At 74.3% G+C, this 21,312-nt stretch carries 17 protein-coding genes and 2 pseudogenes; 10 read left to right on the forward strand and 9 right to left on the reverse strand.

Features of this window, described 5'->3' with window-relative positions; translation table 11 throughout:
* Positions 1-20 precede the first annotated feature (20 nt).
* On the forward strand, positions 21-2,489 hold the full coding sequence (locus IPM45_16130; GenBank protein MBK9181059.1) for a leucine--tRNA ligase: 2,469 nt from the start codon (positions 21-23) through the stop codon (positions 2,487-2,489).
* Positions 2,490-2,584: 95 nt separating this feature from the next.
* The gene (locus tag IPM45_16135) at positions 2,585-4,249 is read left to right on the forward strand and encodes an AMP-binding protein (protein ID MBK9181060.1); all 1,665 of its coding nucleotides are present in this window, start codon (positions 2,585-2,587) and stop codon (positions 4,247-4,249) included.
* Here IPM45_16135 and IPM45_16140 read toward each other — a convergent pair whose 3' ends face one another.
* The 4 genes and pseudogenes from IPM45_16140 to IPM45_16155 all read right to left on the reverse strand — a co-directional run bounded on the left by IPM45_16140 (position 4,250) and on the right by IPM45_16155 (position 7,678).
* Positions 4,250-4,732 carry a PPOX class F420-dependent oxidoreductase gene (locus IPM45_16140; protein ID MBK9181061.1) on the reverse strand — a complete coding sequence of 161 codons (483 nt, stop codon included), beginning with the start codon at positions 4,730-4,732 and terminating at the stop codon, positions 4,250-4,252. It abuts the gene before it with no gap.
* Positions 4,696-5,706, reverse strand: a complete 1,011-nt coding sequence (locus IPM45_16145) for an LLM class F420-dependent oxidoreductase (GenBank protein ID MBK9181062.1) — start codon at positions 5,704-5,706, stop codon at positions 4,696-4,698. The genes IPM45_16140 and IPM45_16145 overlap by 37 nt, the downstream gene beginning before the upstream one ends.
* A 52-nt stretch (positions 5,707-5,758) precedes the next feature.
* On the reverse strand, positions 5,759-6,631 hold the full coding sequence (locus tag IPM45_16150; protein MBK9181063.1) for a PAC2 family protein: 873 nt from the start codon (positions 6,629-6,631) through the stop codon (positions 5,759-5,761).
* Between the two features lie 11 nt (positions 6,632-6,642).
* Positions 6,643-7,678 (reverse strand): annotated as a pseudogene (locus IPM45_16155) (phosphotransferase family protein).
* A gap of 130 nt (positions 7,679-7,808) precedes the next feature.
* Between IPM45_16155 and IPM45_16160 the strand changes: the two are divergent.
* From IPM45_16160 to IPM45_16170, 3 genes are all read left to right on the forward strand, one after another.
* The gene (locus tag IPM45_16160) at positions 7,809-8,522 is read left to right on the forward strand and encodes a tetratricopeptide repeat protein (protein ID MBK9181064.1); all 714 of its coding nucleotides are present in this window, start codon (positions 7,809-7,811) and stop codon (positions 8,520-8,522) included.
* A 36-nt stretch (positions 8,523-8,558) separates the two neighbouring features.
* Positions 8,559-8,864, forward strand: a complete 306-nt coding sequence (locus tag IPM45_16165; protein ID MBK9181065.1) for a DUF4157 domain-containing protein — start codon at positions 8,559-8,561, stop codon at positions 8,862-8,864.
* Between the two features lie 257 nt (positions 8,865-9,121).
* Positions 9,122-9,874: a ComEA family DNA-binding protein gene (locus tag IPM45_16170; GenBank protein MBK9181066.1), complete on the forward strand. Its 753-nt coding sequence runs from the start codon at positions 9,122-9,124 to the stop codon at positions 9,872-9,874.
* Positions 9,875-9,888: 14 nt separating this feature from the next.
* Here IPM45_16170 and IPM45_16175 read toward each other — a convergent pair whose 3' ends face one another.
* Positions 9,889-10,932, reverse strand: coding sequence for a hypothetical protein (locus tag IPM45_16175; GenBank protein ID MBK9181067.1), 1,044 nt, complete (start codon positions 10,930-10,932; stop codon positions 9,889-9,891).
* Positions 10,933-11,027: 95 nt separating this feature from the next.
* Here IPM45_16175 and IPM45_16180 point away from each other — a divergent pair.
* The 3 genes and pseudogenes from IPM45_16180 to IPM45_16190 all read left to right on the forward strand — a co-directional run bounded on the left by IPM45_16180 (position 11,028) and on the right by IPM45_16190 (position 14,870).
* Positions 11,028-12,431: pseudogene (locus IPM45_16180) on the forward strand (ComEC/Rec2 family competence protein).
* Positions 12,432-12,927: 496 nt separating this feature from the next.
* Complete coding sequence (folP, locus tag IPM45_16185) at positions 12,928-13,758, forward strand: dihydropteroate synthase (protein ID MBK9181068.1); 831 nt, start codon at positions 12,928-12,930, stop codon at positions 13,756-13,758.
* Entirely contained in the window at positions 13,755-14,870 is a 1,116-nt protein-coding gene (locus IPM45_16190) for a hypothetical protein (protein ID MBK9181069.1), read from the forward strand. Before folP ends, IPM45_16190 begins: the two co-directional genes overlap by 4 nt.
* Here IPM45_16190 and rpsT read toward each other — a convergent pair.
* Entirely contained in the window at positions 14,860-15,120 is a 261-nt protein-coding gene (gene rpsT / locus IPM45_16195; protein MBK9181070.1) for a 30S ribosomal protein S20, read from the reverse strand. The genes IPM45_16190 and rpsT overlap by 11 nt on opposite strands.
* A gap of 118 nt (positions 15,121-15,238) precedes the next feature.
* Between rpsT and lepA the strand changes: the two genes are divergently transcribed.
* Both lepA and IPM45_16205 read left to right on the forward strand, forming a co-directional pair.
* Entirely contained in the window at positions 15,239-17,020 is a 1,782-nt protein-coding gene (lepA, locus tag IPM45_16200; protein MBK9181071.1) for an elongation factor 4, read from the forward strand.
* Between the two features lie 4 nt (positions 17,021-17,024).
* Entirely contained in the window at positions 17,025-18,389 is a 1,365-nt protein-coding gene (locus IPM45_16205; protein MBK9181072.1) for a deoxyribodipyrimidine photo-lyase, read from the forward strand.
* A gap of 10 nt (positions 18,390-18,399) precedes the next feature.
* Here the strand turns inward: IPM45_16205 and IPM45_16210 are convergent, their stop codons facing one another.
* From IPM45_16210 to IPM45_16220, 3 genes are all read right to left on the reverse strand, one after another.
* Positions 18,400-20,079 carry a polysaccharide biosynthesis tyrosine autokinase gene (locus IPM45_16210; protein ID MBK9181073.1) on the reverse strand — a complete coding sequence of 560 codons (1,680 nt, stop codon included), beginning with the start codon at positions 20,077-20,079 and terminating at the stop codon, positions 18,400-18,402.
* Positions 20,080-20,221: 142 nt separating this feature from the next.
* On the reverse strand, positions 20,222-20,440 hold the full coding sequence (locus IPM45_16215) for a hypothetical protein (GenBank protein ID MBK9181074.1): 219 nt from the start codon (positions 20,438-20,440) through the stop codon (positions 20,222-20,224).
* Positions 20,433-21,191, reverse strand: coding sequence for a hypothetical protein (locus tag IPM45_16220; protein MBK9181075.1), 759 nt, complete (start codon positions 21,189-21,191; stop codon positions 20,433-20,435). The genes IPM45_16215 and IPM45_16220 overlap by 8 nt, the downstream gene beginning before the upstream one ends.
* Between the last annotated feature and the right edge of the window lie 121 nt (positions 21,192-21,312).

The following is a 21,312-nucleotide window of genomic DNA, read 5'->3' on the forward strand; positions in this document are numbered from 1 at the left end:
CGTCGGTAGCATGCCCCCCCATGGCCGACGGCTACGACCCGCAGGTGATCGAGGCGCGCTGGCAGCGACGTTGGCGCGACGAGGGCACCTACGAGATCGACAACGACGACCCCCGGCCGCCCTTCTACGTGCTGTGCATGTACCCCTACCCGAGCGGGCCGGCCCACATGGGCCACGTGCGCAACTACACGTTCGGCGACCTGCTCGTGCGCTACCGCACGATGAACGGCTGGGGCGTCCTCTCGCCGATCGGCTTCGACAGCTTCGGCTTGCCCGCCGAGAACGCGGCCATCAAGACGGGCCGCCACCCCCGCGCCTTCACCGACGAGCGAGTGGAGGAGCTCCGCTCGTCGCTCCAGCGGATCGGCGCGGCCTACGACTGGCGCCGCGAGGTGTGCAGCCACGACCCCGAGTACATCCGGTGGACCCAGTGGATCTTCCTGCGGCTGCTCGAGCACGGCCTCGCGTACCGCAAGGAGGCCCCGGTGAACTGGTGCCCGGGCTGTCAGACGGTGCTCGCCAACGAGCAGGTGCTGGCCGACGGCACCTGCGAGCGGTCCGGCGACCTGGTCGGCCGGCGTGACCTCGAGCAGTGGTTCTTCCGGATCACCACCTACGCCCAGCAGCTGCTCGACGACCTCGACGACCTCGACTGGCCCGAGCGCGTGAAGGTGATGCAGCGCAACTGGATCGGCCGGTCGGAGGGGGCCGAGTTCGACCTGCCGCTCGTCGCGGCCGACGGCTCCCCCCTGGCCGGTGGCGCGGTGCTGCGCGTGTTCACGACCCGTCCCGACACCAGCTTCGGCATGACGTACTGCGTGCTCGCCCCCGAGCACCCGCTCGTCCCGGCCATCACCGAGCCGGAGCGGCGGGACGAGGTCGACGCCTTCGTGGCGCGGGTGCGGCTGGAGAGCGAGCTCGACCGCCTGGCGGCCGAGGGCCCGCTCGAGAAGCGGGGCGTCTTCACCGGCGCCTACGCCCTGAACCCGTTCAACCGCAAGCCCGTACCGGTGTACCTGGCCGACTACGTGCTCATGGGGTACGGCACCGGGGCGATCATGGCGGTGCCCGGCGAGGATCAGCGCGACTGGGACTTCGCCACCGCCTACGGGCTCGACATCATCCCGACCATCCGGCGTCCCGAGGGCTGGGAGGGGCAGGCGTACACCGGCGACGGCCCCCACATCAACAGCGAGTGGCTCGACGGGATGGGCAAGGAGGAGTCGATCGCAGCCGCCCTCGAGTGGCTGGAGCAGCACGGCATCGGCGTTCGCACGGTCAACTTCCGGCTCCGCGACTGGCTGCTCTCGCGCCAGCGCTTCTGGGGGTGCCCCATCCCGGTGGTGTACTGCGCAGGATCGTGCGGGGTGGTGCCCGTCCCCGACGAGCAGCTGCCGGTGCTGGCCCCCGACGACGTGGAGTTCCGGCCCACCGGCGAGTCACCGCTGCGGTTCCACGAGGGCTTCCTGCACACGGTCTGCCCCTCCTGCGGAGGCCCGGCGCGCCGCGAGACCGACACGATGGACACCTTCGTGGACTCGTCGTGGTACTTCCTGCGCTTCGCCGATCCGTGGAACGCCGAGGCGCCCTTCGGGCTCGGCTCGGCAGAGCGGTGGATGCCGGTCGACCAGTACATCGGCGGGGTCGAGCACGCCATCCTCCACCTGATGTACGCCCGCTTCTTCACCAAGGCGCTGGCCGACCTGGGCGTCGCCCCGAGAGAGCTCCGGGAGCCCTTCGCCCGGCTCTTCACGCAGGGCATGATCCGGCTCGGCGGCTCCAAGATGTCGAAGAGCAAGGGCAACCTGGTCGCGCCCGAGCAGTACCTCGACACCGTCGGTGCCGACTCGCTGCGGCTCTTCCACCTGTTCGTGGGGCCGCCGTCCGACGACGTCGACTGGGACGACGCCGGCATCGAGGGGTGCGCCCGCTTCCTCAACCGCCTGTGGCGGCTGGCCGGTGGCGAGGTGGGCGTGCAGGCCGACCGAGAGCCCACCAGCGCCGACGTCGACGTCGAGAAGGCAGCCCACCGGCTCGTCGCCCGCGTCACCGACGAGTTCGAGCGCTGGTCGTACAACACCGCCGTGGCGGCCTGCATGGAGCACGTGAACCAGCTCTACCGGTACGCGCAGGCCGAGGCCGGTGCCCGCCGTGACACCCTGGCCTTCGCGGTCGACCAGCTGCTGCTGCTGATGGCGCCCATGACCCCGCACATCACGGCCGAGCTGTGGCAGCGGCGCCGGGGCGGGCACGTGCACGAGGAGGCCTGGCCCACGGCCGATCCGGCCATGCTCGCGGTCGACACCGTCACGATGGTGGTGCAGGTGAACGGCAAGCTGCGCGATCGCCTCGAGGTGCCCGCCGACGTGGACGGGGCCGAGGCCGAGCGGCTCGCGCTGGCGTCGGCGAAGGTGCAGGCCCACCTCGGGGGACGCGTCCCTCGGACGGTGATCGCCCGCCCGCCCAAGCTCGTGAACCTCGTCGTCTGAGGTCGGCGAGTCCGCGCGGGCGTCCCGAGGAACTTACCCGCAGGTAACCGGCGCGATCGCGTAACGGCGGTCTCCGGGCCGGGGTCGGAGCCCTCGTGCTGAGCATCGCGTCGCGCCTCGAGCAGGCCACCGAGCGCCCTGGTGGCCGCATCGTCTTCGTCACCCCGCAGGGCCACGTGCCCGTCGAGTGGGCCCGCCTCCACGAGCAGGCTCGAGCCGCCGCCGCGGCCCTGCAGGCCCGCGGCGTGGGCGCCGGTGACCACGTCGCCATCCTGGGCCCCACCAGCCGCGACCTGGTCACCGCCATCCAGGCCGTGTGGCTGGCGGGCGCGTGCGTGGTCGTGCTGCCGCTCCCCATGCGGATGGGCTCGCTCGACGACTTCGTGGCCCAGACCCGGGCCCGGATCCTGGGCGCCGACTGCGCGCTCGTGCTCGTCGACGGCCAGCTCGCGCCGTTCATCGAGGCCGAACCGGGCGATCCGCCCTTCGCGGAGCTCGGTGACGTGCTGGCGGGTACGTCGGGCGCCGAGCGCTACGTCCGCCCTGCCGACGACCTCGAACGCCTGGCGATCCTGCAGTTCACGAGCGGCTCGACCAGCGCGCCCAAGGGCGTCATGCTCCCCGAACGGGTGCTCGGCGCCAACCTCGACGCCCTGGCCGGGGCGGCCGGCCTCGACGTCGACGTCGACGTCCTGGTGTCATGGCTGCCGCTCTACCACGACATGGGGCTGGTGGGCTTGCTCTGCACGTCGATGATGAGCGGCGCCGACCTGGTGCTGGCCGCTCCCCAGGACTTCCTCGCCCACCCCGGTGGCTGGATGGAGTGGATCAGCGCCTACCGCGGCACGGCCACCGCCGGCCCCAACTTCTCGTACGTGCTGGCGGCCCGGGCGCTGAAGCGGGCCCACGACCTCGACCTGTCGAGCCTGCGGATCGCCCTCAACGGCGCCGAGCCCGTCGACCCGGCCACCGTCGAGGCCTTCCTCGCCGCCGGAGCCCCCTTCGGGCTGCAGCCGGGCTCTGCGTTCCCGGCCTTCGGCATGGCCGAGCTGGCCATCGCCGGCACCTTCCCGGAGCCCGGCCGGGGGCTCGTGGTCGACACCATCGACCGGCGGGTGCTGGAGGCCGAGCATCGGGCGGTGGAGACGGCGGCCGACGCTCGCAACGCCCGGCGCATCCCGCTGCTGGGGCGGCCGGTGCCGGGGCTGGAGATCCGGGTGTGCGACCCGGGCACCGGCCAGGTGCTGGCCGAGCGAGAGGTGGGCGAGCTGGAGATCCGGGGCACCTCGGTGACGCCCGGCTACTACCGCAGGCCCGACGCCACCGCGGCGAGCTTCCACGACGAGTGGCTGAAGACCGGTGACCTGGCGTACCTCGTGGGCGAGGAGCTGGTGCTGTGCGGCCGCATCAAGGACGTGATCATCGTCGGTGGCCGCAACGTGTTCCCCGAGGACATCGAGCGGGCCGTGGCCAACGTGGAGGGGGTTCGGGCCGGGAACGTGATCGCGTTCGGCGTGGAGGGCCGCAAGGGCAAGGAGACGGTGGTGGTGGTGGCCGAAGCCAGAGCGCCCGGCGGTGACCCCCTCGACCCGGTCCTGCTCAGGAGGTTCGTGCACCACCGGGTCCTGGAGGTCACGGGCGTGCCCCCGCACGACGTCGTGCTGGTGGAACCGGGCACACTTCCGAAGACCAGCTCCGGCAAGCTCCAGCGCAGCCTGTGCCGCACCCGGTACCTGGGCGCGGAGCTGGTCCCCGTCTGATCAGGCCTGCGCGGCCGGGCCGGCCTCGGCGGGCACGAAGGAGACCTCGAGCAGGGCCTCCTCGCGGGCCGGCCGACGCCGCAACCGCCGGTCGAGCGCCATCCAGCCGACGAAGGCCCTGAAGACCAGGCCGTACTTGCGCGCCAGGAGCTGGTGCACCCGGGCGTGGGCCGCGGGCTCCAGCCGGCGAGCCGTCGCCGCCCAGGCGTCGCCGTGGACCTTCCCCCGCGCGTCACACGGCGTCACCACCACCGTGGCGTTCGCCCTGATCCGGCGGGCCTTGCCCGACGAGGCATCGGTGAGCACGACGAGGGCGCCGCCGTCCATGGCGAACCACACCGGGGTGGCGACCGGCGTGCCGTCGCGGCGGTAGGTGGTGAGCGACACGTAGCGCTCGGCGTCGAAGGTGGCCCGATCGGGCGTTCCGGTGCGCACGGGGCCGCCCCTCAGGCCGCCTTCAGGCTGTCGAGGACCGCGCGCCATCGCTCGGGATCAGCCCGGTACGGGGCGTAGAAGCTGATGCGATCGACGCAGTCGCCGTAGCGGGCGTGCAGCTCCGGCGCGATCTCCTCGGGCTCGCCGACCACCGCGAAGGTGGTGAGGATCTGGTCGTCGATGAGGTCGGCCATCTCGACCCACCTCCCCTGCTTCGACAGCAGGTTCAGCTCGTCCTGCAGGTCACCCCAGCCGTGGTGCTCGAGCACGCCCCGGTAGGCGGGCGTCGACCCGTAGAAGGCGATCTGCTGGCGCGTGGCCTGGGCGTTGGCGGCCAGCTCCTCGTCGGTGGTGCCGGTGACCACGAACGAGGGGCCCGTGACCTGGAACCCGGCGCGCGTGCGCCCGGCGCGCTCGAGGCCGCGCTCGAGGGCGGGGATCGTGACCTCGCGGAGGTAGGCCTCGGTGGTGAACCCGTGGCAGATGAAGCCGTCGGCCACCTCGCCCGCCACCTCTGTCATCCGCTCGCCCACACCGGCGAGGAAGATCCCGGGATCGCCGTGGGGGTTGGGCCCCGGGTTGAAGAAGGGCGTCATGAGGGTGTGGGTGTAGAAGTCGCCGCGGAACTGGAGCGGGGACCCGGTGTTCCAGCAGTCCCAGATGGCTCGGATGGCGAGGATCAGCTCGCGCATGCGTGCTGCCGGCTGGGACCAGGGCATGGAGAAGCGCTTGGTGATGTGCGGCTTGATCTGGGAACCCAGCCCGAGGATGAAGCGGCCGCCGGAGAACGCCTGCAGGTCGTAGGCGATGTTGGCCAGCGTCATCGGGTTGCGGGCGAAGGCGACCGCGATGCTCGTGCCCACCTCCAGGCGCTCGGTGTGCTCGGCCGCGAGGAGCAGCGGGAAGAAGGGATCGTGGCTGGTCTCGGCGGTCCAGATGCCGTCGTAGCCGGCCTCCTCGGCGTCGCGGGCGGTCGCGCCCGCTTCCCGCAAGTCGAACCCGATGCCCCCGTCCACCTTCACCGGCTCGCCCTCCCTCGTCGTCGGTCCGGGACCTTACCGGGGGGCCCGACGCTCAGCCGCCTCCCTGCTCGCGCAGGAAGCGCTCGAGCTCGGCGGCCAGCTCGTCGCCGGAAGGCATCCTCGCCGGCGGACCGCTCACCCCCGGGGCGTGGGCGTCGAACTGCGACTCGAGCTGCCGCACCAGCGCCAGGTGCTCCTCGCTGCCGGCAACCAGCTGGTCGATCCGCACGCGGGTCGACGCAGCCGCCGCCCGCAGGGCCGAGGCGTCGAGGTCGAGGGCCCCGACCCGGGCGAGGCCCTCGACCAGCGTGACGGCGGCCGCGGGGTAGGGCATGGCCGCGGCGTAGTGCGGCACCTGGGCCCAGAGGCCGGCCGCAGGGAGCCCGACGGCGTCGCAGTGCCGCTCGATCGCGGCGGCGATGCCGGCCGGCACGTCGAGCTGGCCGGGCACGTACCCGATCTGGTGGGCGAGATCGCTGCCGGTCGCCGTGGCCACGAGCAGCGAAGGCCGGGTGTGGGGGACGGCCGCCGGGTAGGCGCCGAGCCCGAGGGCGAGACGGGCCCCCAGCTCCACGGCCAGCCCGACGGCGGCCTCGGTGAAGGCATGCCACGCGTGGTCCGGCTCGGCGCCCACGAGCAGCAGGAGGTCGTGGCCAGACGGGTCGGAGGCGGCCCGGAGCTCGATCGTGGACCACGTCAGACCGGTGTTCACGCCGTCGACGAGGTGCATCACCGGCCGGCGGGCGCGGTAGTCGATGAACCGATCGGGGTCGAAGGTGGCGACCACGGTGGTGTCGAGCTGCTCGACGACGGCGCTGGCGGCCGATGCTGCCGCGAACCCGGCGTCGATCCAGCCCTCGAGGGCGAGCACGAGCACCGGCCGGTCCAGCGCCGGGCGGGCGTGGAGCTCGAAGAGGTCGCTCACGCAGGCCCGTCTCAGCCGAGTCGCTCGACCGCAGCGGCCGCAGCCCGAGCCGAGTGCTCGACGATGGCACCGAAGCGCTCCCAGCCGTCGCGGCCCTGTCCCAGCGATCCGGACGCGTACCGGGCGTAGACGCCCTCGACGATGCAGGCGAGCTTCCAGTGGCCGAAGGCGACGTAGTAGTCGATCTGGGACAGGTCGCGGCCGGAGCGCTCGGCGTAGCGCTCGAGCAGCTGGGCGCGGCCAGGGAAGCCCTCCACGCCGGTGGCTCCGGCGACGGCGGCCTCGTCGCCGGGCTCGCCCCAGTACACGATGAGCAGCCCCACGTCGGCGAGCGGGTCGCCCAGGGTGCAGATCTCCCAGTCGAGGACCGCGATCACCGTCACCGTTCGGGCCCAGCATGCAGTTGTCGAGCCGGTAGTCGCCGTGGACGATGGTGGCCGGGCCCTGCGCCGGGACGCGCCGGGCCAGCTCGTCGTAGACCTCGTCGACGAGCGGGTAGTCGCGGGTCTTCGACTTGGTCCACTGCCCGTGCCACCGTTTGAGCTGGCGCTCGATGTAGCCGTCCTTGCGGCCGAGGTCGCCGAGCCCGACGGCGTCGGGGTCGAGGGCGTGGATCGTGGCCAGCACGTCGACGACCGAGGCGCCGGCGTGACGACGCCCCTCGAGGTCGAGCGCGGCCCGCGCCTGCTCCGCGGTGCGGAGCACGTGGCCGTCGACGTAGCCCATCACGTAGAAGGGCGCCCCGTTGACGGCCGGGTCGTCGCACAGGCCGAGCGCCGGCGCGACGGGGACCTCGGTGGGGCCGAGGGCCGAGATGATCCGGTGCTCGCGGGCCATGTCGTGCGCGGTGGCGAGCACCTCGCCCAGCGGGGGGCGGCGGAGCACGTAGCGCGCACCGGCCGCGTCGTCGACCCGGAAGGTCAGGTTGGAGTGCCCTCCGGCAATGAGGGAGAACCGCAGGGGCGGCCGCACGCCGGGGACGTGGTCCTCGAACCATGCCGTCACCCTGGGCTCCTCGACGCCCTCGACCTGCTCGTGGCGCACCATGTCCCCGCTCCGTGTCCCCGCTCCGTGTCGCGGCCGCTGCGTTTCGCGACCGCTGCGTGCCGACGCCCGGAGGCCAACCCTACAGGGGCCGATACCCTGACCGACCAGGGACCGAGACCCAGGAGGGACCATGTCGATCGACGTCACCGATGCCACCTTCGAGCGCGACGTGCTCGACCGGTCGGTCGACGTGCCGGTGGTCGTCGACCTGTGGGCGCCGTGGTGCGGGCCCTGCAAGGTCCTCGGGCCGATCCTCGAGTCGGCTGTGGGAGAGCAGCAGGGCCGCGTGGTGCTGGCCAAGGTGAACGTCGACGACAACCCCCAGGTGGCGGCCGCGTTCCAGGTGCAGTCGATCCCGGCGGTGTACGCCGTGCACGACCGCAAGGTGGTCGACGGGTTCATCGGGGCCCAGGGCGAGCCGGCGGTGCGTGACTTCATCGACGGCCTGCTCCCCACCGAGGAGGAGACCGAGGTGACGAAGCTGATCCGGGCCGGTGACGAGGTCTCGCTCCGCCGGGCGCTGGAGCTCGATCCGGACAACGAGGCGGCTGTCGTGGCCCTGGCCGAGCTGCTGGTGGCCGCAGGCCAGGGCGATGAGGCGCTGCAGCTGCTCGCCCGCGTCCCCGAGTCGGCCGAGACCCGGCGAGTGGCCGCCCTCGCCCGCCTCGGCGACGAGGCCAACGGCGATCCCGACGACATCGAGAGCCGCCTCGCCTCCCTGCTCGACAGGGTCAAGGGCGACGAGGAGGCCCGCCAGGAGTTCGTCGACCTGCTCGAGGTGATGGGCTCCGACGATCCGCGGACGATGCAGTACCGCAAGGCCCTGACCGCCAGGCTGTTCTAGGGCCGGGCCGGGCCGGGGCCGGGTCGGGTCGGGGCGATGGCCCTCGAGCGACGCGACGGCTGGTGGCTCTGGGTCGGTGGCCCGGTGCCCGGCGGCGCGGCTGCCATCACCGTCGGGCCGCTCGTGTGTGTGCGGCGGCGGGCCGCCGCGGACAGCCGGCTCCTCGCGCACGAGCGGGTGCACGTCGACCAGTGGCGGCGTCACGGCGTGCTCGGCTTCCTCCGCCGCTACCTGGGCGCCTACGCGCGCTGGCGGCTGCGGGGCTATCCCCACTGGGCCGCGTACCGGCGGATCCCGCTCGAGGTGGAGGCCGAGTGGCGGGCCCGGCGGCCGGGCCGGTGACGGCGCGCGGCTGAGCGGCCGGGGTTCGGCCGGGGCGGCCGAGCGTTCTGCGGCCGGTTCGCCACCGCCAGGGTGGTCGATCGGCCAGAGAACGCGAACCCCCCCAGGTGTTCTCGCCGACGCCGAACCCACGAGGCGGTCTCGGAGGTAATCGCGGCATCAGGGTGTGGCGTGCCGGGTACGATGCCTCGGCCGCCCGGGCCCCGCCGGGGGCCTGCTTCCCCTCCGGATCAGCTCCACCGGAGAGGAGCGCGCCCGTGCCCGACGAGCAGGCCCGCCAGGGCCCCGACCTCGCCCGACCGGCAACGGGGGCGACCGCCCCCCTCCTCACCTCGGCGGCCGGGCCGGGCGGGGGTGCGCTCACGGTGCTCGCCACCCTGCGCGAGCTTCCGGCCCGGGTCCTCGTCGCGGTGGCACTGCTCGTGGCCGGTCTGGGCGTGGCCATCGCGGTGTGGCTCGCCCGGCCGCAGGCGCCGGCGCCCGAGCTGCGCCTCCCGTCGGCCGTCGACGCCGGTGCCGGTGCCGGTGGCGAGGGCGTGGCCGAGGGGCCCGGCGCGGCCACCACGGCGGTCCCGGAGGATCTCGTCGTGCAAGCGGCCGGCGCGGTGGCCCGGCCCGGCGTCTACCGGCTACCTGCCGGCGCCCGCGTGGTCGACCTCATCGACGCCGCCGGGGGTCTGGCGGCCGACGCCGATCCCGACCGGGTGCTGCTGGCCGCGGCGCTCGCCGACGGGGAGCGCGTGCACGTGCCACGGGTGGGCGAGCCCGCGGTGCCCGCCGCCTCGCCGGCCGGTGCCGCCACGCCCGGTCCGCCGGCCGCGCCGGTGAACCTCAACGAGGCCTCGGTCGTGGAGCTCGACGCGCTCCCCGGGGTGGGTCCGGCCACCGCGGCTGCCATCGTCGCCCACCGCGAGGCGCACGGCCCGTTCCGGGCGGTGGAGCAGCTCCTCGACGTGCGGGGCATTGGCCCGGCCCGGCTCGAGGGTCTGCGCGACCTGGTGACGGTGTGACCGGCCCCGCCGGCTCAGGGGCGATAGCGGAGGGCGAGAGCCACCCGCCCGTCGCCGGCCAGCGCACCGTCGTCGACGAAGGCGACCCTACCGCCGCGGGTGAGCACCGCCTCCACCAGCTCGTCGGCGGCGTCGTCGATCGCCCCGGGCTCCTCAGGGTCGTCGCTGAGCTCCAGATCGCCGGCATGGTCGTGACGGGCCGGCGGCGCGAAGCCCCGCTCCACCAGCACCAAGGCACCCCGGCCCGCGAGAGCGTGCCGCCAGGCCTCCACCAGGCCGGAGGCCACCAGTCCGGAGCCCCTCGCCGCTTCGAGCTCGCGGAGCGCGGCGGCCTGCAGCTCGGCCATGTGGGCCTCCACCAGTGGCCAGGCCGACTGGACCAGCTTCGTCCACGGCGTGCGGTCGTGGTTGCCGCGGAGCGTGCCGATGACGAGCGCGGCATCGCCGAGCGCTGCCCGGAACGCCGCCGTGGCCCGGTCCACTCCGGCCAACACCACGGGCAGGGGATCGTCCGAGAGGGCGTCGCGCACTGTCGCTGCGCTGCGGCGCCACCTCTGCTCGGGCCCACTGCCGGTGGCGCGCCGGTCGGGGTCCGGGGCCGTCGCGTCGCCCACGTCCATGGGGGTCAGGCGGTCGCGGTCGCCCTCGAACACCCGCACCTGGCGCTCGCTCACGGTCACGAGCGCATACCTCACGCGTCGCGACAGATCGACCACCAGGTCGCGGGTGGCGAAGGTGTCGTCGACCACCACCCGCTCCCGCACGGGGACGTCGAGCACCACGGTGCGGGCCAGCTCCGGGCTGGCGAACAGGGCCAAGCCCTCGCCCAGTGGCTCGTCGCCGAGCTCGGCGGCCAGCCGGTGGAGCTCGGACACGATCAGCCGGGCCACGTCGTCGTCGGTCTCGGCCTGCAGGCGGGTGTGCGCGCTGGCCATCAGGCCGTTGAGCCGGGCCCGCCCGGCTGGGCCGAGCGGCTGGCGTCGGGTCGTCGGCAGCAGGATCGAGACCGACGGAGCGCATCGTCGGGTCTGGAGGTAGCGGAGCTCGGTCTGGAGCACGGGGTTCCTTCCGGGACGTGGACGGGTTCCGGAAGGTCTCTCCCACCCCGGGGGGCCGACGCACCGGGACAGAGCCGTGGTGACGGTGACGTCGCATGGGGGTACTCCCCTTCTTGCGAAGCAACTTTACCGAGTTCGGGATCCTCTGTCGAGGCCGGGGACAGGAGATGAGCGACGGCTGGGCGATCGTGCTGGCGCTGGCCGCGGCGGCCGGGGCCCTCGTCCCCAGGGGCGTCCCGGTGGCGGCCGTGGCCGCTGCCGCGCTCGGCGCGCTCTGCCTGCGCCGCCCGGCCGTGCTCTGCGTGGCGGTGGCGCTACTCGCGTCGGGCCTGGCCGCTCGGGCGTGGGCCGGGCTGGCGCCACCCGAGCCCCGGGCCTTCGCGGGCACCGTGACCCTGCTCTCCGATCCCGAGCCCGTGGCCGGCGCGGTCCGGGTCGTCGTGCGGGTTGGAGGTCGCCGCGTCGAGGCGTGGGCGCGGGGCAGCGCGGCCGGCCGGCTCGACGATCGCCTGGCGGGCGAGCGCATCGAGCTCCGCGGACGCCTCCGGCCCCCTCCCGACGCCGTCCGGTCCCGCCTGGCCCGGGGCCACGTGTCGGCCCAGCTGGAGGTGGAGGCCGCGGGGCCGTGGTGGCCGGGTGACCCCGTCAGCCGGCTCGCCAACGGCATCCGGCGCCTGCTGGGTCGAGGCGCGGCCGGCCTGCCGGATCGGCTCGAGGGTCTCTTCCTGGGCGTCGTGCTCGGCGACGACCGCCGCCAGCCCGTCGACCTGGCCGACGACTTCAGGGCGACCGGGCTCACGCACCTGCTGGCCGTGTCCGGCCAGAACGTGGCCTTCGTGCTCGCCGCCGCCGGCCCGGTGCGGGCCCGGCTGGGCCTGCGCGGGCGCTGGGCGTTCACCGTCGGGCTGGTCGCCTTCTTCGCGCTCGTCACCCGCTTCGAGCCGTCGGTGCTGCGGGCGGCGGTGATGGCGGGTCTGGCCGCGACCGCCGCCGGGTTGGGGCGCCCGGCGTCGGGTGGCCGGCTGCTGGCCCTGGCAGTCGCGACCCTGGTGCTCGTCGACCCGTTCCTCGTCCGGTCGGTGGGCTTCCAGCTCTCGGTGGGGGCCAGCGCGGGCATCCTGGCGCTCAGCGGTCCGCTGGCCCGACGCCTCCCGGGTCCGCGGTGGCTGGCCGCGCCGCTGTCCACCACCCTCGCGGCCCAGGCTGGCACCGCGCCGGTCCTCGTCCCGGTGTTCGGGGGTGTCCCGGCCGCCACGGTCCCCGCCAACCTGCTGGCCGTGCCGGCGGCCGGGCCGCTGATGGTGTGGGGGCTCACCGCTGGCCTCGCGGCCGGGATGCTGGGCGGCCGCGCCGCCTCCCTCATCCAGGTGCCGTCGCTCCTGCTGGCCGGGTGGATCGCCGGGGTCGCAGCGTGGACGGCCAGGTTGGGGCTGGGTGAGCTGGGCGGCCCTGACCTGCTGCTGGCCGGCCTGCTGGCGGCGAGCGCGCTGGTCGGGTGGCGGCGAAGCCGGCGGGTCGCCGGCCTGCTGGCGGCCGGAGCCCTGGTGGCCGTGCTGGTGCCCGCCTCCGGCGGCCCTCCGGGGGTCGCCGACGGGCTGCCGATCGACGGGGGCGGCGTGCTGTGGCGAGCGGCCGGCCTCCGGGGGCGCGCGGCGTCGGTCCTCGTGCTCGAGCGACCGAGCCCGGGCCGGCTGCTCGCCGCGCTGCGCCGGCTGCACGTCGACCAGGTCGACGTGCTCGTGATCCCCTCGGGCGGGGTGCAGGCCGCGGAGGCGGCCGACCCGGTCCTGCGCCGGCTCCGCCCGAGGCTGGTCCTGGCCCCGGCCGGGTGGGTGACCGGGTCGGTGGCGCCGCCGCCGGGGGCCACGTTCACGGTGGGGGGCGTGCGGGTCCGGGTGGCGGCGGTGTCGCCCCGGCTCGACGTCGAGGTGTCGCTCGTGGCCACCCGCAGCGGCACCGCCCGATCACCGCCCGGGCGCACGGTAGGTTCGGCGAGTGCTCCTCGTCCTCGGGTCCACCACCTTCGACGTCTCCCACCGGGCGGTGGTGATGGGGATCCTGAATCGCACCCCGGACTCCTTCTACGACCAGGGCCGCACGTGGGCGTTCGACGCGTTCCTGCGCCAAGCCGACGACCAGGTGGCCCAGGGCGCCGATCTGCTCGACGTCGGAGGGGTGAAGGCCGGCCCCGGCCCCGAGGTGACCGAGGCGGAGGAGCTCGAGCGCGTGATCCCCGCAGTCGAAGCCTTGCGCGCACGCTTCGACGTGCCGCTGTCGGTCGACACGTGGCGGGCGTCGGTGGCTCGCGAGGCCTTCGCCGCCGGGGCGTCGCTGGGCAACGACATCAGCGGGTTCGCCGACCCCGACTACCTGGGGGTGGCGGCCGCGGCCGGCGCGTCGGTCGTGGCCACGCACATCCGGCTCCGTCCCCGAGTGGCCGACCCCGACCCCCGGTACGAGAACCTGGTGGGCGAGGTGCGCGGCTTCCTCGCCGACCGCGCCGCTCGCGCCGAGGCCGTCGGCATCCCCCGGGAGCGCATCGTGGTCGATGCCGGCCTCGACCTGGGGAAGGCGCCGGCCCAGTCGTTGGAGCTCCTCCGGGCCTCCGGCCACCTCGCCGACCTGGGCTATCCGTTGCTGCTGTCCGCGTCCAACAAGCGCTTCCTCGGGGAGGTGCTGGGGCTCGCCATCGACGAGCGCCGCGAGGCCACCATCGCCGCTCACGCCCTCGGCATCGGCCGGGGCTGTCGGGTGCTGCGCGTCCACGACGTGCGGGCCGCCCGCCGGGTGGCCGACGTGCTCGCCGCCGTGCTCGAGCGTCGATGAGCCCACGGGCCGCCGAGGCGGGCATGCCGGCACTGGGCGACGACCCGCCGCCGATCCTGCTGGTGCGGGGCGGCGACCCGGTCGTGCTGGCCCAGGCCGTGCGCTCGGCCATCGGGGAGCTCGTGGGCGATCGCGACCGCACGATGGCCCTCACCGAGTTCTCGGGTGACGACGTCGACCTCGGCGCGGTGGCGGCGGCCGCGTCGACCCCGCCGTTCCTGGACGACCGTCGCGTGGTGGTCGTGTGGGGCGCGAGCCGTCTCCTCGGCCGGGATCCCTCGGCCCCCGGCGAACCCGACGACGACACCGAGCCCGGTGTCGAGTCGTCCGGTGCGGACGGCCCTCAGGAGGGCGACGGGCTAGGGCCCGGTGGCTCGGCGCCGCTGCTCGAGTACCTGGCGGCGCCCCTCGGCACCACCGTGCTGGTGCTCGAGTGGCCGTCGGGGAGGGTGCCCAAGGCGCTCGGCGACGCCATGAAGCGGGTCGGCGGCCGCACCGTCGACACCAGCCCGCCCCGCCCGAAGGACCGTGACGGCTGGTTCCGCTCGCAGCTCGGCCCCGGCGACGTGCGGCTCGACGCGGCGGCCCGTTCGGCCGTGCTCGCCCACCTGGGAGAGGATCTGGGGCGGCTGGAGCCGCTGCTCGAGGGCCTTCGGTCGACCTACGGGCCCGGTGCCAGCCTCGTCGCGGACGACGTGGCGCCCTTCCTGGGCGGCGCCGGCGACGTGCTGCCGTGGGACCTGACCGACGCCATCGACGCCGGCGACCGGACGGCCGCTCTCGCCCTCCTGGAGCGGATGCTGGCCGCCGGCCGCCACCCGCTGCAGATCCTGGCGGTGCTGGTCGGCCACCACCGGCGGATGCTCCGCCTCGACGGGGTGGCCACCAGCGAACGTGAGCTGGCGTCGTTCCCGGAGAAGAAGGCGTACCGGCAGCTGCGCCGCATCGGCCGCGACGGGATCGCGCGGGCAGTGCAGTTGCTGGCACGAGCCGACGTCGACCTGCGGGGCGGCACGGGGTGGCCCGACGACGTGAGCGGGTCGCTCGTGCTCGAGGTGCTCGTGGCCCGGCTCAGCCGGCTCGCCGCCGAGCGGGGGCGGGCTAGGAGCTGAGCGCAGCCAGGCGCTTCATCAGCCGCGACTTGCGGCGGGCAGCCTGGTTCTTGTGGATCACGCCGCTCGCGGCGGCCTTGTCGAGCCGCTTCACGGCCAGGCGGAGCGCCTCGTCGGCGCCGTCGCCCCGCTCGGCGGCCCGGACAGCGGTCCTCAGGCGGGTCTTCAGCTCGGAGCGCACGGCCTTGTTGCGCAGCCGGCGCGCCTCGTTCTGGCGGTTCCGCTTGATCTGGCTCTTGATGTTGGCCACGGCGCGACTCGTCCTCGGCGATCTCAGGGGGACCGGGAGAGGCTAGCAGAGCCGGCTGCCCGCTCCCAAGCAGGCGGCGGCTGCACGGCGCGGGGGGCTTGGTAGCGTCGGACGAGCGATGGACCTGGCCCGCATCCGCAACTTCTCGATCATCGCCCACATCGACCACGGCAAGTCGACGCTCTCGGACCGGATCCTCGAGCTCACCGGCGCGGTGGACGCCCGGGAGATGCGCGAGCAGTACCTCGACTCGATGGACCTCGAGCGCGAGCGGGGCATCACCATCAAGGCCCAGAACGTGCGGGTGCACTGGGGCGAGCACGTCCTGCACCTCATCGACACGCCGGGCCACGTCGACTTCGGCTACGAGGTGTCCCGGTCGCTGGCCGCCTGCGAGGGCGTGGTGCTGGTGGTCGACGCCGCGCAGGGGATCGAGGCCCAGACGCTCGCCAACTGCTACCTGGCCCTCGAGCACGACCTCGAGATCGTGGCGGCTCTGAACAAGATCGACCTGCCCGCGGCCGAGCCCGACCGGTACGCGGCCGAGATCGAGAAGGTGCTGGGCCTGCCGGCCGACGAGATCCTGCGGATCAGCGCCAAGACGGGGGCCGGCGTGCCCGAGCTGCTGGACGCGGTCGTCGAGCGGATCCCGCCTCCCTCCGGCGACCCGGACGCCCCGCTGCAGGCCCTCATCTTCGATTCGGTGTTCGACCAGTACCGGGGTGTGATCAGCTCGCTGCGCGTGGTCAACGGGGTGCTGGCCACCGGCAGCCGCCTGCGGTTCATGCAGGCGGCCGCCACCCACGACGCCGACGAGGTGGGCGTCCGGCGCCCCCACCCCGATCCGGTGGTCTCCCTGGGCCCGGGCGAGGTCGGCTACCTCATCGCCGGCATCAAGGACGTGGGCGAGGCCCGGGTGGGCGAGACCGTCACCCTGGCGGCGCACCCCGCGCCCGAAGCCCTGCCGGGGTACCGCGACCCCAAGCCCATGGTGTTCTGCGGGCTCTTCCCGATCGAGGGGGACGACTTCGCCAACCTCCGCGACGCCCTGGAGAAGCTCCGCCTGAACGACGCCAGCGTCACGTACCAGCCCGAGACGTCGGGCGCGCTGGGCTTCGGCTTCCGGTGCGGCTTCCTCGGTCTGCTCCACATGGAGATCGTGCGCGAACGCCTCGAGCGCGAGTTCGACCTGGCCCTCATCGCCACGTCGCCCTCGGTCGAGTACCTCGTGCACACCACCAAGGGCGAGCTGGTCGAGGTCGACAACCCGAGCGACCTCCCGGCCCCGTCGGAGGTCGACGCCATCGAGGAGCCGATGCTGCGGGCCACGATCCTCACCCCCACCACCTACACGGGCCCGGTGATGGAGCTCTGCCAGCAGCGCAGGGGCGACATGACCAAGATGGAGTACCTGTCGCCCGAACGGGTCGAGCTGGTCTACCGCATCCCCCTCGCCGAGGTGGTCGTCGACTTCTTCGACCAGCTGAAGAGCCGCACACAGGGGTACGCCAGCCTCGACTACGAGCCGGCCGGCTACGAGCGGGCGAACCTGGTGAAGGTGGACATCCTGCTCAACAGCGTGCCCGTCGACGCCTTCAGCACCATCGTGCACAAGGACAGGGCGTACGACTACGGGAGGCGGATGAGCGAGAAGCTCCGCGAGCTCATCCCTCGGCAGCTGTTCGACGTGCCCATCCAGGCCGCCATCGGCGGGCGGATCATCGCCCGCGAGACAGTGAAGGCCAAGCGCAAGGACGTGCTGGCCAAGTGCTACGGCGGGGACATCACCCGCAAGCGCAAGCTCCTCGAGAAGCAGAAGGAGGGCAAGAAGCGGATGAAGAACATCGGGCGCGTGGAAGTGCCGCAGGAGGCGTTCATCTCCGCGCTCCGGCTCGACTAGCCCCGTGCGCACCACCGTCGTCTGGTTCCGCCGCGACCTGCGGCTGGCCGACAACCCGGCCCTCGTCACCGCGGTCCGCGGCGCGACCCGGGTGGTGCCGCTCTTCGTCGCCGACGGCGCCGTGCTGTCGGCGTGCGCCGGCCAGCCCCGGGCCGCCTGGACCATCGCCTGCGCGGCCGCCCTCGACGCCGCCCTCGGCGGCCGGCTCGTGGTGCGACGGGGCGATCCGGTCGTCGAGGTCGTCGGGCTCGCCCGCGACGTCGGGGCCACCGAGGTGCACGTGGCCGACGACCCGTCGCCGTGGGGCGCCCGCCGCGACGCCGCGGTCGAGGCTGCCCTGGTCGCCGACGGCCGGGCCCTCGTGGGGACCGGCTCGCCCTACGCCGTCCCGCCGGGCACCCTGCTCACCGGCGACGGGAGGCCGTACCGGGTGTTCACCCCGTTCTCCCGGGCGTGGCGCGCCCAGGGCTGGGCGTCGCCGACCCCGGCACCCGTCGGTGTCCCGTGGGCGGAGGGAGTGGCCTCGGACGGGCTGCCCGGCCTCGGGTCGCCCGTGCCGTTGCCACCGCCGGGGGAGGAGGCAGCCCTCGCCCGGCTGGACGCCTTCCTCGACGACGGCGTGGCCGGCTACGACGAGCGGCGCAACCTGCCCGGCGTGGAGGGCACGTCCCGCCTGTCGCCGTACCTCAAGACGGGCTGCCTGCACCCCCGCCAGATCCTGCACCGGCTCCGCGACCGGCCCGGCGACCGGGTGTTCGAGTCGGAGCTGTGCTGGCGCGAGTTCTACGCCGACGTGCTCGCCCGGCGACCCGACTCGGCCTGGGCGCCCCTCCAGGCGGGCCCGGGTGCGATCCAGGTCGACACCGGCGCCGCTGCGGCCGAGCACTTCGAGGCGTGGGCGGAGGGGCGGACGGGCTACCCGCTCGTGGACGCGGGGATGCGCCAGCTCCACGCCGAGGGGTGGATGCACAACCGGGTGCGGATGGTCGCCGCCAGCTTCCTGGTGAAGGACCTGCACCTGGCGTGGCAGTGGGGTGCCCGACACTTCCTCGCCTGGCTGCTCGACGCCGACCTGGCCTCGAACAACCACGGGTGGCAGTGGGTGGCCGGCACCGGCACCGACGCGGCTCCCTACCACCGGGTCTTCAACCCGGTCACCCAGTCGAAGCGATTCGACCCCGACGGGACCTACCTGCGCCGGTACCTGCCCGAGCTCGGGGGCCTCGCCGACGCCGAGCTCCACGAACCCTGGGCCCGCCGGGGAGGACCGCCCCTCGGCTATCCACCACCGATCGTCGACCACGCCGAGGAGCGCGTCGAGGCCCTCCGGCGGTACGAGGAGGTGAGGGGCCGGGGCGGGCGGCGGTGAGCCGGCGGGCTCAGGCCCGCTGGTCGACCGGAGGCTCGACCGGGAGCGGCTGCACGCTCGGCTCGGCGGCCGTCTCGGCGGACCTGCGGCCACGCCGGCGGCGCTTCTTGCCCTCGGCTGGCCCGTACGCAGAGCCGTAGCCGTAGCCGTACCGGTAGCCGTAGCCGTAGCCGTAGCCGTAGGCATCGCCGAGCTGCGAGGTGACGCCGTTGAGCACGGAGCCGATGAGCGGGGCGTCGACCTGGCGCAGCAGCTCCACCGCCCGGTGGGCCTGCTTCTTGGTGGTGCGACCCGCGGTGACGACCAGGAGGGTGGCGTCGACCGAGGCGGACAGCACGAGCCCGTCGGTGACGGGGAGCAGCGGCGGCGAGTCGATCAGCACCACGTCGGCCATGCCGGTGAGCCCCTCGAGCACCTCGGCCGTCCGCCGCGTCGACAGCAGCTCGGAGGGGTTCGGCGGCGTCGCGCCGGAGGGGAGCAGGAGGAGGCGGTCCTCGCCGGGCACCTCGAGCAGCGCGGACGACAGCGGCGTGTCACCCAGCAGCACCGTGGTGAAGCCCGTGTCGTTGGCGAGGCCGAAGAACTCGTGCACCCGAGGGCGGCGGAGGTCGCAGTCGACCATGGCGACGCGCTGACCGGCCCTCGAGAGGGCCACGGCCAGGTTGGCCACGGTGGTGGTCTTCCCCTCGCCGGCCCGGGCGCTCGTGATCTGGAGGGTGCGGATGGGTCGCTCGAGGCCGAGGAACTGCACCGAGGTGCGCAGGAGTCGGTAGGTCTCCGCGGCTTGGCCGCGGGGTTCGAGCACGGTGACCACCTGTGGGGTCTCGCGGTCCTTCCACCCGGCGACCGACGGGATGATGCCGAGCGTGGGCACCCCACCGGTGGCCCGCTCGAGGTCGTCCTTCGACTTGATGGTGTCGTCGAGGTACTCGAACAGGAAGGCAAGGCCGACGCCGAAGATGAGTCCCACGACGAGGGCGACGACGGCGTTGCGCTCGGGGGTGGGGCGCACCGGGGAGCTGGGCGGGGTGGCCTCGGTGATGACCCGAGCGCCACCCGTGGCGATGAGGTCGGCGGCCACCTGGAGCTGGTCGAGCTGGCCCTTGTAGAGCTCCTGCTGGGAGATGAGCGGCTGGATCTGGGCGATGTCGGCGCCCTGGCTGGCAAGGTCGTTGATCTGCACCTGGAGCTCGTTGACGCGCTCCTGGATCACGCCCGCAGTGGCCAGGTAGTCGTCGATGGCGTTCTTGCGCCGGATCTCGATGTAGGTCTCGGCGTAGGTGTTGGCGATCGTCGCCGCTTCCTCGGGGTCGGTGCTCTCGGCCGTGAACTTGATGGCCGCGGCGTCGCCCACGGTGCTCACCGACACCGTGGCCGGCCCGCCCAGCTTCTCGGCGACCGCCTGACGGACGACCTGGCTCCTGATCAGCTCGACGTCGTTGGCGAGCGCCGCCGCGTTGTCGCGTCCGGTGTTGGTGGCGTCGTTGCCGACGCCGACGACCGACGCCGAGCTCCGTGCCTGCACCAGCACGGTCGCGCTCGCCTGGTACACCGGCGTCTGGAGGAACGACACGAGCAGGGTGGCCGCGACCACCAGGACGGTGGCTCCGATGACCGTCCACTTCCGACGGCGGAGCACCACGAGGTAGTCGCGGAGCTCCAGTTCCGTCGTGTCGTTCTGCGGCAGCATCCCGCTCCTCTCGCGGCGCCCGGCCCTGGGGGGTGGAACGGCCGGGTCCGCGCCCGCGGGCGACCCGCCACCCGCAGCGCGTCGAGCCAACGTACACGCTGCGTGGTGGCGCCCGGTGGCGGGTGGCGTCCGGCGGGTCCGGTCAGCCGGTGGCGGCGACGATCACCTCGAGGACCAGAGGGCCACGTCCGGCCGCCAGCTGGCGCACCGTGCGGCGGGCCGACGGTGTGTCGGCCCGTACCAGCACCTGCACGACCAGCCCGGAAGGGCGGTCCTCGGCCCCGACGGCGACCACGCCGGGCACAGCGCGGAGCCGTGCGTCGAGCGCGTCGAGCCACCAGGTCGCGCCGATGTCAGACACGGCGGGCCCGCTCCAGGCGCTCGGTTGCCACCGCCCACAGCTCGCCGGGCGTGGACGCCTCAGCGGGCCAGCGGGCCACGCCGCTGACCGGCCAGGGCGCCCCGGGCGGGGCCGCGGTGATCCCCCGCAGCCGCTCGGTGAGGGCGCGGGAGGAGGCGAGATCGGGATCGGGGGTCGTCTGCACCAGAGCCAGGCGTTGGCCGTCGGCCCGGCCCACGACGTCGTCCGGGCGCGCGTGCCGGCGGAGGAGGCCGGCCGCCCGGCGCACCAGCTCGTCTCGGACCTCGGCCGGAGCGGGCTCGTCGAGGGGCACGGGCGGGGCCGGGTCGATGATCGTGAGCGTGAACGCCGGGGTCGGTGCCGACATCCGGGCGGCGACGTGCGCCACGAGGGCCCGTCGGGTGAGGAGCCCGGTCAACGGGTCGGTGCCCGCGGCCGCCTCGACGAGGGCCCGCCGGAGGGAGGTCGCGGCCAGGCGATGGAGCTGTTCGAGCTCCGGGCCGAGGTCGGGGCGGGGGGGATCGGTGTGGACGCCCGGCCCGGCCGCGCACGCGGTCCGACGTTCCCAGCCGGGTGCCAGCGGTCGCCGCCCGGCGGTGACCACCTGGCGGTCCTGCCCGTCGCCCACCACCACCAGCGCGCTGCGGACCCCGGCGGCTCGGCGGAGGTGCTCGAGGGCCTCGCCCACCGTGGCGAGCGGGCAACCGGCCGGCGGGGTGCGGCCGGGCCGGCGAGTGAGCAGCTCGGGCATCGGGGCTCCTGCGGGGTCGACGAGGCTGGTGCACCCGCCCCACGTCGACCTTCCGGCGCTCCGCCCGGGTGACGAGCACGCTAGGCCAGGGCCGGCTCGCGGGGAAGGGGCCGAACGGCTC

The organism is Acidimicrobiales bacterium (genome assembly GCA_016716005.1).
GTDB lineage: Bacteria > Actinomycetota > Acidimicrobiia > Acidimicrobiales > JADJXE01 > JADJXE01.

Excerpts from the sequence above, each read along its gene's own strand:
- IPM45_16140 (MBK9181061.1), bottom strand. The coding sequence starts at position 4,732 with ATGGCGCGCGGTCCTCGACAGCCTGAAGGCGGCCTGAGGGGCGGCCCC.
- lepA (MBK9181071.1), top strand. The coding sequence starts at position 15,239 with ATGGACCTGGCCCGCATCCGCAACTTCTCGATCATCGCCCACATCGAC.
- IPM45_16190 (MBK9181069.1), top strand. The coding sequence starts at position 13,755 with ATGAGCCCACGGGCCGCCGAGGCGGGCATGCCGGCACTGGGCGACGAC.
- IPM45_16160 (MBK9181064.1), top strand. The coding sequence starts at position 7,809 with ATGTCGATCGACGTCACCGATGCCACCTTCGAGCGCGACGTGCTCGAC.
- IPM45_16130 (MBK9181059.1), top strand. The coding sequence starts at position 21 with ATGGCCGACGGCTACGACCCGCAGGTGATCGAGGCGCGCTGGCAGCGA.
- IPM45_16165 (MBK9181065.1), top strand. The coding sequence starts at position 8,559 with ATGGCCCTCGAGCGACGCGACGGCTGGTGGCTCTGGGTCGGTGGCCCG.
- IPM45_16220 (MBK9181075.1), bottom strand. The coding sequence starts at position 21,191 with ATGCCCGAGCTGCTCACTCGCCGGCCCGGCCGCACCCCGCCGGCCGGT.
- IPM45_16210 (MBK9181073.1), bottom strand. The coding sequence starts at position 20,079 with ATGCTGCCGCAGAACGACACGACGGAACTGGAGCTCCGCGACTACCTC.